This window comes from Dyadobacter sp. AC419, assembly GCF_979253085.1.
This window is the reverse complement of the sequence record NZ_CEEDCD010000029.1, coordinates 5,001-16,828: the sequence shown is the minus strand read 5'-3', so window position 1 is coordinate 16,828 and position 11,828 is coordinate 5,001. Positions and strand designations below refer to the sequence as shown.

Genomic DNA, 11,828 nt, shown 5'->3' with positions numbered 1-11,828 from the left:
CCACATACATGATGTTTGACAACGCAAAACATAACCGTTACGTCCGAATCTTGCCCTGGCTGCTGGCTTTTAGTTTCGTCCTGATCACGTTTTTGCCAAGATCGCTGGATGATACAATGTTCATGGATGGCCTCGCTTATGCCTCCATTGCACGAAATATGTCGCAGGGAATCGGCTCTTTCTGGCGTCCGCATTTTGCCGATTCTTTCTGGCTTCCTTATGATAACGGGCCGTTTTTCTTCGGACATCCTCCGCTGCAATTTGGCTTGCAATCCATTCTATTCCGCGTCATGGGCGATTCTACGGCGGTGGAAAATGTTTATAATCTGATTATTCTGATCGCCTCGGTTTTTTTGATAATAAAAATCTGGCAAAAACTGTTTGACGGGCAAAAGGAAATTCGCGCCTATGCCTGGGTTCCGGTTTTGTGCTGGTATGGCGTCGAAACGGCCTATTACAGCATTCCGAACAACTTCCTAGACAGTACAATGTCTGTTTTCTGTTTGCTAGCGTGCTATTTTCAGCTGTCTTTCTGGAAAAAAGTGGACGAACCGTTTTCGAAAACTTACTGGCTTATTATTGGCGCGGGCGTCGCCATTGTGCTTGCCTGCTTAACAAAAGGACCGGTCGGGTTATTTCCGCTGGCATTCTCGATGATTTATGCGGTTGTTTATGATAATGCTTTATTCAAAAAAGGGATCAAAGTCACGGCTATTATGCTGGCAACTTTTGTGGCCCTAATCGCTGGAATTTTGACTTACGAGCCTGCGTATGCGTTTTTGACAAAATATTTTAATGGACAGGTTGTGCAGGCATTGTTACAAAAAAGAGAAAAAACGGGAGAGGGTTTCGGCGCGCATTTCTATTTATTGAAAGAGTTGCTGCGCAATGTGGCTCCGCATCTGGCTGGCCTTACCGCTTTGTATGGGATCTGCATTTTACTTAAAATCAAACTTGGGCTTTCTCGACAGTTAGCGAAGATCTGCAAACTGGTTTTGCTGGTCGCTGGCTCGGCTATATTGCCTATGCTGGTGAGTATCAAGCAGTATCCGCATTATTTGTTGCCTTCTTTGCCTTTTGTTGCCATCTTGTTTGCAGCATTATATGTTGAAAAAATCAATTCTCTCGTTGCGCTTAGACCAAAATTAGCCGTCGCTGCGTTTTCCATTGGAATTTTAAGCTGCTGGACTTTGACGGCGGTGAAGTTGAATGAAACGGATGAAAACATAATGGCAGTTAATGCCCGGGAAATTAGACATTATGTGCCTAGCGCTTCCAAAATCGGCATTTGCCCTGATTTATATCAGCAGGCCGACATTCACACTTATTTGCAGCGTTATCACCATTTGTCCCTTACTACGGAGGCAGAGGAAGCAAAAGTAGTTTTGGCCGATCGCCATTGTCTGCATGATTTCGACCTGAGACATGATAAGATCGTCAAGCTGGAAGGCAATTTCTTTTTAATCATCAAAAATCAGCAACAGCCGGGTGACCATGCTGTTTATCAATCACAACGGAATAAATTTTAACCCAATTACATGCGCACGCTTATCTTATTTGTTAGTGTTTTAATGCTTTCAGGGTGCTCGGCGTCCCATTATCTAAAACGAGAATTAAAAAATTCGCAAGTCCTGAGTCAGCAGCATACAGGCGTTTCTGTTCAAAAACTGAATGAGAAAAAGGAACTGGCGGCTTATCAAAGCAACAAATATTACAATCCTGCTTCCAACACAAAGCTTTTCAGTTATTACGCTGGTTTAAGCGCATTGGGCGACTCGATTCCAGGACTTGAATATCTGGAATGGGGCGAGTTGCTGATCATTCGCGGAACAGGTGATCCATCACTTTTGCATCCGGACCTGCCGCATAGCAAGGTTTTTGATTTCTTACAAAGCCGTAAAGAGCCGATCTTTTTCACACCTTATAATTTTGAAAACAAGCGGTTCGGTCCGGGATGGGCGTGGGGCGATTACAATGATTATTATCAACCAGAAGTGTCTCCTATGCCTATTTATGGCAATGTGGCGCGTTTCACGGGTGAAGGCGGGACGAAATTTCAAGCTTCTCCTGCCTTTTGGAATAAATCAATGGTTTTTGATACAACTGCCTCAGGCATAGCACGTGATGAATTTCAAAATTCATTTCACCATTCAAAACTAGCCGTTCCGCAAGGACTGATTCAGGATGTGCCGGTGCACATGACGGATGCGGTAACGGTGCAATTGCTGAGCGATACGCTAAAAAGGGAGGTTAAGCTGATCAACATTCCTCTGGAAATCGAGTTGCAGAAAATATACAGCATTCCGTCCGATTCGCTTTATAAAAGAATGATGCAGGTGAGTGATAACATGCTTGCGGAGCAATTAATGTTACTTTACGCATCTGCAAACGGATTGCCATTGAATACAGAAAAGGCCATTGCACACGCAATTGAGCACCATATGAGTGATTTGCCGGATAAGCTGGTTTGGAAAGATGGCTCTGGATTAAGTCGTTACAATTTGTTTACGCCAAGAACGATCACCGCATTGCTGCAAAAGATTTATCAAAAAGTGCCGCGTGAAAAACTGTTTCAAATCCTGCCTACGGGTGGGAAATCCGGGACGTTGGGGAATATGTTCAAAGGCCAGGAGCCATTTGTTTTTGCCAAAACAGGAAGTTTGAGTAATAACTATTGTCTAAGCGGATATCTCCTTACGAAGAAAGGCAAGACGCTGGTGTTCAGCTTTATGAATAATAATTTTACACGGCCTTCCGGTGAAGTTCGCAAGGAAGTCGAGCGCATTTTAACCGGATTGCACGACAAATTTTAACTAATCGACTTCATTCCAGGTTTTTCCTGTGCAATAGATCTTGTTTTTTCCATTGGTCCGGACGAGGAGATAAATCTGGTAAGCTCCGGGCTCAATGGTGGCGGTGTGAAAGCTGGCATAAGCGCCTTTGGCAAAATACATTCCCCGGCGGATCGTAGTTTTCAAGGGCACCGCGGACTGGTTTGGCGGAGCAGCGTAAACATGGTCTGCTGATTTCAGGAGCACATAAGCGCCGTCGGAATAGTCTTTGACGGGCTTAAAAAACGCTTTCTCAAAATTAATGGTCAGATAGTCGCCTGACTTTGCAATTACATCCGGGCTGTAAATGCTGTCGCAAAGCGCCTTGTTGAAGCCTGCCGCCGGATTCCAGTCTTCGGCCAATGGGTCGGCTGACTGATAATATGCCCTTATTTTCTCAAAATGCTTTTGATCCATCGAAAACATGCGAATGCCAAGCCAGTCGGCATTGTAACGTGCATTGAATTCCTGTGTAATGGCAGACCGCCTGTAATTGACCGCTTCCGCAACATTGCCGTGCAGGATAACCAGGTTCAAAAGCACAGTAATGCCCAAAATAAAAGGAGTTAACCGAAACCGCGATTGCTGGCTTTGAAGCGACAAAAACGCGAAATACAATGCAACGCAGCACAGCGTTGAATACATGCGGTATCGCCCTTTGAACATGCCCGCGAATGTGTCCGTTGGGATGCGTTTATAGGTTAGCGCCAGTGTGGTGATGCCAATAAATATGAGGATTGCAAGCGCGAAAACGGCCGTTGGATTTGTGTATTTTGATTTGAGTAAAAACGATTTCCAAAGTGGCAAAAACTGCTTTCTGTAAAGGAAAATGAAGATGATAACTAACAGCATTCCACATGCAGAGGCCAGATACATCATGGACATGGGGACGCTGTAAGCGCTTAATGTGGCAATGGATCCGATGAATCCGAATAAACCGAAAAATCCTTCCTTAACCTGCTGAGGATCGGAAAAGCTGAGATTTTGGGTGATCGGTGTGAAATCAATGAAGTAAATGATAGCGACAATGCCGGTGAAAACGGTTGTGATTATAAACTCTTTGCGATAGCCGGTGAGCAAATAAATCAGCCCGATAACCGGCAGCACCATGAGACCGTTTCCGTAAGTGAATGTCGCAAGAAATGCGAAAAAGAGGCTTAGAAAGACGTTTTTGGAATGATATGCCGTAAAATAAAGCGCCAGTAATGCAAACAGGATCACGCCAAAATTACAAAGTGAGCTCACGCCCCAGAATATATTTTCAAAAGACTGAATGTTAAACCAAAGCCAGGCGATCGGGACAAAATACCAAAATGAAAGCCGCAGTCTACTGAATGCTTTGTAAAAAATAATGGCACACAAGCCCCAGCAAATGTTGGAGACGATCATGAGCCAGATGAGGTTTACGCGGCCGAAAAGATCGTGAAATAGCAGGATGACGGATCGCGAAAAAACGAGGCGATGCTCGGGAAACAATGTGGTAAGCAGCTGCCACCGCCGCGGCCATGAAGCACTTTCAAATTCGGGAATGATCCCGAAAACGAGGATGTCGTCAAATGCTACATAATTGACATTCAGTGCAATTGCCTTGAAAACCAGGATGTAAATCCCGACAGGAATAATGCACAATAAAACGGCAAGCCAAATCTTATTTTTAAGAAAGCTCAGGAGAGTTGAAAGCATATTTGAACAATTCGTGCCCGAAATCCGGCACGCTAATTAAGCAGTTGAATGATGATTTTCAATCATTCATGCCCGTTAATTTTCGGTTTCTTCCTCCGCAGAAGCGCGGGGATCCTTGGTGTAATCGTAGAGCAGCTTGCCTTTATCGTCCCATTCGCGCAATACAAATGGCTCAAAATCTTCGTCCCAACCTGATTTCGGATATTGAATTTCTTTCTTGCGCTGGCGACGGAATTGGTAATATTCAACCCAGCGACCGATTTTTTGACCTGCGTCGTATTTTCCGGTCGTCATGAGCTGACCTTCTTTATAAAACTGCATATAGTCGCCTTCAACCTCACCAAAAGCAACGGGCAGCACTTCTTTTATTTGCGTATGCGATGAATCATAATATGTTATCTGCGATTCAGCCGGGAAACCTCGCTCCCAGACTGCCTTATCGATCAAATTGTATTTGGCGTCGTATTTAACCCAGCGGCCATCTTTCGCGCCCATATAATAGAAGCCTTCTTCGATCAGATTTTCGCCGTTGTATTTTTTATAAGAGCCGTGAAGCGGCAGAGCCTGTTCTTTTTCCTTGATAAGCGCTGAGCTTAACTTTTTGCCCTTTTTATCATACCAGCGTGTATTTGCACCCAAAACGTAGGGATTTAAAGGCTTATATTCCTTCAAAACATGAAAGAATTCAACAGTAGCACGGTCACCGCTTCCGTATTTGACGGACATGGCTTGCATCGGAATGCCTTCATACTGCACTTTGGCGAGCTTCGCTTTTTCCTTTTTCCGCTTGCGGTCTTTCTTCTGGCTTTTGTATTCTTTAACCTTTAAACCAAGATCAGGAATCGTTTCTCCAAAGAGCGTAGAAATGCTGGTTGATTTTCCGTTTGCGCCCGGAAGCGGGCTGTTTACGACAGGATCTAGGCCGGATACAAATGATTTAAGGCCTTTGCTCCGGTTTACAGTGTCCTTTTTAACAGTTTCCTTAGGCAACCAGGAGGGGGTGTCAGTCTTTTGTTCCGATTGCGCTGATGCCGTTTCTAGCAGAATTAAGCAGAAAAAGCACCAGAAAAGAATAACTCTTTGCATGTGTATTGGATTTTTCTTCAGAGCAAGATTGTTACTTTTGTAACGAAATGGCTTTTTGTATATTGATTATCAACGGACAAATTTAAAAAAACGCAGTGGAAAAAAGCGCTAAAATTTATATCGCCGGACATCGTGGCATGGTAGGCTCCGCAATTCACCGGAAATTGGTTAAAGAAGGTTATGAAAATTTTGTCCTGAGGAAATCTTCGGAACTCGACTTGCGCGATCAAAGTGCAGTGCGGGACTTTTTCGAAACAGAACGCCCTGATTACATTTTCCTTGCTGCGGCAAAAGTTGGCGGCATTATGGCCAACAACATTTACCGCGCCGAGTTTTTGCATGATAACTTGCTGATACAAAACAATGTGATTGATAGCGCTTACCGGACCAATGCTAAAAAGCTGATGTTTTTGGGATCCAGCTGCATTTATCCTAAGCTGGCACCGCAGCCGCTTCGCGAAGAATCGCTGCTAACCGGACTTTTGGAACCGACCAATGAACCTTATGCGATTGCGAAGATTGCCGGAATAAAAATGTGTGAAGCATATCGCGCACAATATGGCTGCAATTTCATTTCAGTGATGCCAACCAATCTTTACGGCCCGAATGACAATTACGATCTGAACAATTCGCACGTGTTGCCAGCCATGATCCGTAAATTTCATGAAGCGAAAGAAGAAAACAAGCCATTTGTTGAGCTTTGGGGCACCGGATCACCGTTGAGAGAGTTTTTACATGCCGACGATCTGGCGGACGCGTGCTATTTCTTAATGCAGACATATGATGAGCCTGGCTTCCTGAATGTGGGCGTTGGAGCAGATGTTACAATCAAACATTTGGCTGAAATGATCCAGCAGGTTACTGGTTATTCCGGACAAATTCATTGGAATACAGACAAGCCAGACGGCACGCCCCGCAAGCTGATGGATGTGAGCAAACTGCATGCATTAGGCTGGAAACACCGCATTGATCTGGAAGAGGGGCTGGCAGTTACTTACCAGGATTTTCTTCAAAAAAGAGAAACTTACGCCGTGTAAACCGATTGAGCGTGAAGGGTTACAACTAGCGTAGGCATAATTTTTCAATACTAAAATCTAAATTTGCCTACGATAATTCTTTTTTTTGACAAAATTTCAGTATATAATTATAAGATTCTTCGGGAAACTAATTAGTTTTGCAGCGTCCTAAAAAAGGGGCAATACAAAACCTTAGTCATAGAGAAATGTCGGCCATTATTAAGTTAGACCAGATAGACCGTAAAGTACTGAAGATCTTACAAACAAACGCTAAAATAACAAACGCACAATTATCAAAGGAAATAGGCTTGTCGCCTGCACCGACTTTGGAGCGTGTTAAAAAACTAAAGCAATCCGGAATTATCAAGAGTTACCATGCGCAGCTTGAACCTGAAAAAGTGGGCTTAGGCGTAAGCACATTCGTTCAGATTTCACTCGTAGGGCATAGAAAAGCGGTTACGGAATCGTTTGTGGAAAAAATTCACGCAATTCCCGAAGTGATCGAATGTCACCACATTACCGGAACAGGAGATTTTCTTTTGCGCGTTATTTCAAAAGACATCAGCACTTATCAGAAATTGATGCTCGAAAAAATAAATGAAATTGAAGAAGTGGCCAGCACACAGACGATGGTTATTTTGTCAACTTTTAAAGAAAGCAAAGTTTTACCGATACCTTGATTTTACTTTACGTCTTACAAAAGAAAAGCGCCTGATTGGAAAATCAGGCGCTTTTCTTTTAATAATGTTCCCGTTTTACTGGTGTTGCTCGCGCAAAAGATCATTCACCGTTTTTACTGGATTGAAGGTCAGAAGCGGAACCTCAACGAATAATGTGTTCCAATCTGCCATTGCGCCATTCCATAAGCCGGGAAGTTCCTGTGCTTTCAGATCTTTACCGTCCTTGGATTTTCCGGTAATGAAGCCGGTCAAAGGATCACGGAATTTTTTAAGATCATACAATTCTCCTTTGCTATTTTTCACAGCGCATACCAAATCCACAGGATTAAAGTGCGTTGAGTTCTTGAAAATGCTGTTTTGCGCCTCGTCGTCGACATCAACCTGCGCTGATTCTACAATTTGCAGGGAAGAAGATCCGTCCGCATTCTCCGCCCAGAACGGACCGCCACCCGGTTCGCCCTGATTTTTAACCATTCCGCAAGCGCGCAATGGCCGGTCAAGCTTTTTCAGAAAGTAAATGGATTTCTGATCATCGGACCAGGCTTCAAAGTCTGCTGGCGGCACAACACACAATTCGTTTCTGAAGAGATGTGTCCAGTTCAGCAAGCAACTCCGGATTGGATTGGTTCTTCAATTTTTCCAGATAAGCAAAAATGCGTTTTTGATAGCTCAAAACGATTCCTGCCAAAGACTTTTTATATGTTATGGTGTCGCCCTTAATGCGGTCGGGAACAACATTATCGATGTTTTTGATAAAAATAATGTCTGCATCCAGCTGGCCCAAATTTTCCAGTAACGCACCATGTCCTGCCGGGCGAAACAGTAATCCACCATCTTTTTCACGGAAAGGCGTGTTATCCAGATTCACAGCAATGGTGTCCGTGGAGCTTTTTTGCTCAGAAAACGAAACAATATATCTGACGCCAAACTCTGATTGATAAGTCGGCAACACTTCAACGACCAGTTTTTCAAACTTATCACGGTGCTCAGGCGAAACCGTAAAGTGGATTTGAACGTTGCTTCCGGCATTCGCATATTTCGCGCCTTCAACCAAATGTTCTTCCAATGGTGTCCTGGAACGATCGGCGTAGTTGTGGAATTTGAGAAGTCCTTTTGGCAATTCGCCGTATCCTAATCCTTTATTGGTAAGAAAATAAGACGCAATCGTCTTTTCATCCGCAGATTCAATGTCATTGCCATCGGCTGCAAGTGAAGTTTTCAGATCCTCATAGAAAGCGAAATCTTTCAGTTTGACAAAAAACTCTTCAACTGACTTATCTTTTTTATCGTCCTGCAAAAAGCTGAAAAGGGATTTAAACATCCGCGTCGCCGCTCCTGATGCGGGTACGAATTTCAACAAAGCAATTTCTCCTTCCGATGCACTTTTGTCGAATTCAGCGATCACATTTGAAATTTGTTCATCCGTCAATCTGATAATGCCGTCACCAACGGTGGCTGCTTTGGAGAGTTGGAGAAAAGGGAATCCGTTTTCGAAATATTTAACTTGCTCTTCTACTGTGCTAATGTCGCTTCCGCGCTGATTTATTTGTAAAATATCTTTTTCAATAAACATATTACCGTCGTTTAATGGTGAAGTTTTAGGGTAAATTAATTGAGATTCGTTGAGTAAGGTCGTAATTACAGTAAAGCGGGCGACAATCGTACTATAATCATGCTAAGCGATTTATTTAAGTATGCGGAGTTTTGCAAAGCTTAGCAAGAGTGTTTTTTCTCCGACGAGTTTGAAATTCACTGTTGCTTTCCGGTCCGTTCCGTTGACATCCATCTTGGTAACCTCACCAAAACCGAATTTTAAATGCTCCACTTTGTCACCTTCTTTCAGATCAAAAGTGTCGCTTGCCACAAAATCCTCAGACGGTGTGTGCGCTGCGGCTGCATTGGTAACGGGTGGCGCGGGCTTGCGCTGTGTAAGGTTTCTGGCAAATGAAGTCACTGCAGGCGAGCTGTCCCTCGTAGGAACGCCGTGAAGCATATTGGCAGCATTCAGAAAATGCGGGTCCACTTCCAGCAAAAACCGGCTTGGCTCACACATTTTTAACCGCCCCCATTGGTAACGGCTTTCTGCATATGAAAAGGAAAGCTTTTTCTCAGCGCGCGTGATGGCCACATAAAAAAGTCTCCGCTCTTCTTCCAGATCCTGCCTGCTTTCCAGCATCATCTGGCTCGGGAAAAGGTCTTCTTCAAGTCCAACGATAAACACATTTCGGAATTCCAGACCTTTTGCTGAGTGAATGGTCATCATCGTAACGCGGTCGTTGTCATTGTTATCATCCGGTTCATCAGCATTGGTAAGCAGCGAAACGGATTGCAGAAATGCGCTTAACGTTTTGTCTTCGGTTTCCTCGTTGTCGACAAATTCCTTGATCCCGTTCAGCAATTCCTGTACGTTTTCATAGCGCGAAAGTCCCTCGACTGTTTTGTCTTCGTACAATTCCCGCAAAATTCCCGACACCTTAGCAATGTGTGCAGCGACTTCGTAGGCGTCTTTTCCTTCTTCTACGAGTATTTTGAAGCTTTTGATTAATGTCGCAAACTGCTCGATCGGCGTAATGGTCCGGCCACTTGCATATTTTCCAATATTAGCCACAACATCCCAGATCGGCAGATTATTTTCAGAAGCCGCAACAGCGATTTTTGCCACCGTCCCATCACCGATTCCTCTTTTGGGAAGATTAATAATGCGTTTAAAAGCTTCTTCGTCACGCTGATTGACCGTGAAGCGAAGATATGCGAGCAGATCCTTGATTTCTTTTCTTTGATAAAAAGACTGTCCGCCGATGATCCTGTATTTAATCCCAAGCTTGCGAAGTGCTTCTTCAAAGGACCGGGATTGCGCATTGGTCCTGTAAAGGATCGCAAAATTCTCATTTCGCAAAGCCTTTGACATTTTTTCCTCGAAAATGGCCGTAGCCACAAGCCGTCCTTCCTCATTGTCAGAACCAGCCTTTATTACATCTATAAGTGAGCCCTCTTCATTATCTGTGAAAGTCCTTTTTTCCAGCTGCGCTTTGTTACGCGCAATGACCGAGTTCGCAGCATTGACAATGATGCCGGTTGAACGGTAATTTTGTTCGAGCTTAATAACCCTTACGTCCGGAAAGTCCTTCTCGAAATTCAGGATGTTCTCAATGTTGGCACCGCGGAAAGCATAAATACTCTGCGCATCATCACCCACAACAACAATGTTCCTGTGGACAGCAGAAAGTTTTCGGGTGATCAAATATTGCGAAACGTTTGTATCCTGAAACTCATCGACCATCACATGCTGAAATTTGTGCTGGTACTTATATAGTACATCCGGGAAATCGCGGAAAAGGACATTGGTGTTAAAAAGCAGATCATCGAAGTCCATGGCATTGGCCTGGAAACACCGCATTACATAAGTTTTATATAACCGGCCGATCTCTTTCATTTTGGCAGCATCATCGTCCGCCTGTATTATAGGATTAGCGAGATAATCATCCGCGGACACCAACCGGTTCTTTGCGCCCGAGATCCGGTTGAAAACGACATTAGCTTTATAAACCTTATCATCCAGGTTATATTCCTTAATAATGCTCCTTAATAACGATTTGGAATCATCGGTGTCATAAATCGAAAAATCACTCGTGTAACCCAGATATCGGGCTTCAATGCGCAGTATTTTCGCAAAAACCGAGTGAAAGGTGCCCATCCATATATTACGCGCTTCCATCCCCACGGCTCCTTCAATGCGGCTCCGCATTTCTCCCGAAGCCTTATTGGTAAATGTTAAGGATAAAATGCGGAACGGGTCAACGCCATTCTCTATAAGATTAGCAATTCGATAAGTAAGGACCCTCGTTTTCCCTGAACCCGCGCCAGCGATAATCATCAACGGGCCGCCACCATGCAAAACCGCTTCACGCTGAGGCTCGTTAAGCGTTGACAAATATTCTTTTTGATTCAAAATACTATGCTTGTCCAATTTATTTATCTAATTACAGCAAAAGCCAAAGTTAGGAAAAAGCATTAAAAGCACTGTTCCTATATTAAGGTAACCGCCAGTGAAAGCATGCAGGTTCCAAAATTTATACCACAGAGCTCAGAACGCGAAAGCAGATTTGATAGTTTACAGCAGACAAGGAATTAGCCTTATACATATATATGAACATTGAAGATCAGCCACTCGAAGCGCAGTGGGAACATTTACTGGAAAATCTGGAAACACTTATAGGAAAAAAGCCCGGAGACTTAAACGGAGTTCTCTTTTTGATAGGCGTGCAAGAGTTGGGGCAAGGCGCTAAAAGATTCTCAAAAGAGCAAAAGCAGGATCTCATGCATATAGGAATCTGCAAGGTTCTCAGTTTGTCATCTTATTACGAATTGGAATACGTGGATAAGGATGGCTGGCCGCATTACAAATTGAACCGGGCATTGCCGCAAGGGGACATTATGAAGCAAGAAGCCCTTTTAAAAATGCATGTGATCGAATACTTCAAAAATATTTAAAATTTTTTTTGAACGGATAAAACTGGTTATCAAAAGGTTAC

8 protein-coding genes and 1 pseudogene are annotated in these 11,828 nt (G+C 43.7%); 5 read left to right on the top strand and 4 right to left on the bottom strand.

Translation table 11 applies throughout. The features are described 5' to 3' along the window. Positions 1 to 8: 8 nt before the first annotated feature. Positions 9 to 1,529, top strand: coding sequence for an ArnT family glycosyltransferase (locus tag AC0IYG_RS28015; RefSeq protein WP_471714389.1), 1,521 nt, complete (start codon positions 9 to 11; stop codon positions 1,527 to 1,529). 9 nt (positions 1,530 to 1,538) lie between these two features. Next, the gene (locus AC0IYG_RS28010; RefSeq protein WP_471714388.1) at positions 1,539 to 2,813 is read left to right on the top strand and encodes a D-alanyl-D-alanine carboxypeptidase/D-alanyl-D-alanine-endopeptidase; all 1,275 of its coding nucleotides are present in this window, start codon (positions 1,539 to 1,541) and stop codon (positions 2,811 to 2,813) included. On the opposite strand, the gene AC0IYG_RS28005 is transcribed toward AC0IYG_RS28010, so the two are convergent. Both AC0IYG_RS28005 and AC0IYG_RS28000 read right to left on the bottom strand, forming a co-directional pair. Next, positions 2,814 to 4,514, bottom strand: a complete 1,701-nt coding sequence (locus AC0IYG_RS28005) for a hypothetical protein (RefSeq protein ID WP_471714387.1) — start codon at positions 4,512 to 4,514, stop codon at positions 2,814 to 2,816. Between the two features lie 75 nt (positions 4,515 to 4,589). Continuing rightward, positions 4,590 to 5,504: a toxin-antitoxin system YwqK family antitoxin gene (locus tag AC0IYG_RS28000; RefSeq protein WP_471714386.1), complete on the bottom strand. Its 915-nt coding sequence runs from the start codon at positions 5,502 to 5,504 to the stop codon at positions 4,590 to 4,592. Between the two features lie 191 nt (positions 5,505 to 5,695). Between AC0IYG_RS28000 and fcl the strand changes: the two genes are divergently transcribed. Next, positions 5,696 to 6,637, top strand: a complete 942-nt coding sequence (gene fcl, locus AC0IYG_RS27995) for a GDP-L-fucose synthase (RefSeq protein WP_471714385.1) — start codon at positions 5,696 to 5,698, stop codon at positions 6,635 to 6,637. A 185-nt stretch (positions 6,638 to 6,822) separates the two neighbouring features. Next, positions 6,823 to 7,296 (top strand): Lrp/AsnC family transcriptional regulator, encoded by a 474-nt coding sequence (locus AC0IYG_RS27990; RefSeq protein ID WP_471714384.1) that lies wholly within the window; start codon positions 6,823 to 6,825, stop codon positions 7,294 to 7,296. A gap of 75 nt (positions 7,297 to 7,371) precedes the next feature. Here AC0IYG_RS27990 and AC0IYG_RS27985 read toward each other — a convergent pair. Both AC0IYG_RS27985 and AC0IYG_RS27980 read right to left on the bottom strand, forming a co-directional pair. Beyond that, a pseudogene (locus tag AC0IYG_RS27985) lies at positions 7,372 to 8,869 on the bottom strand (DUF4301 family protein). A 111-nt stretch (positions 8,870 to 8,980) separates the two neighbouring features. Beyond that, positions 8,981 to 11,263: an ATP-dependent helicase gene (locus AC0IYG_RS27980; RefSeq protein WP_471714383.1), complete on the bottom strand. Its 2,283-nt coding sequence runs from the start codon at positions 11,261 to 11,263 to the stop codon at positions 8,981 to 8,983. Positions 11,264 to 11,442: 179 nt separating this feature from the next. Here AC0IYG_RS27980 and AC0IYG_RS27975 point away from each other — a divergent pair, with 179 nt between their 5' ends. Continuing rightward, positions 11,443 to 11,787, top strand: a complete 345-nt coding sequence (locus AC0IYG_RS27975; RefSeq protein WP_471714382.1) for a hypothetical protein — start codon at positions 11,443 to 11,445, stop codon at positions 11,785 to 11,787. Positions 11,788 to 11,828 lie beyond the last annotated feature (41 nt).

Bases quoted from the DNA above. Each gene is read 5' to 3' on its own strand.
- AC0IYG_RS28015 (WP_471714389.1), top strand. From the start codon at position 9: ATGATGTTTGACAACGCAAAACATAACCGTTACGTCCGAATCTTGCCC.
- AC0IYG_RS28010 (WP_471714388.1), top strand. From the start codon at position 1,539: ATGCGCACGCTTATCTTATTTGTTAGTGTTTTAATGCTTTCAGGGTGC.
- AC0IYG_RS28005 (WP_471714387.1), bottom strand. From the start codon at position 4,514: ATGCTTTCAACTCTCCTGAGCTTTCTTAAAAATAAGATTTGGCTTGCC.
- AC0IYG_RS27990 (WP_471714384.1), top strand. From the start codon at position 6,823: ATGTCGGCCATTATTAAGTTAGACCAGATAGACCGTAAAGTACTGAAG.
- AC0IYG_RS27975 (WP_471714382.1), top strand. From the start codon at position 11,443: ATGAACATTGAAGATCAGCCACTCGAAGCGCAGTGGGAACATTTACTG.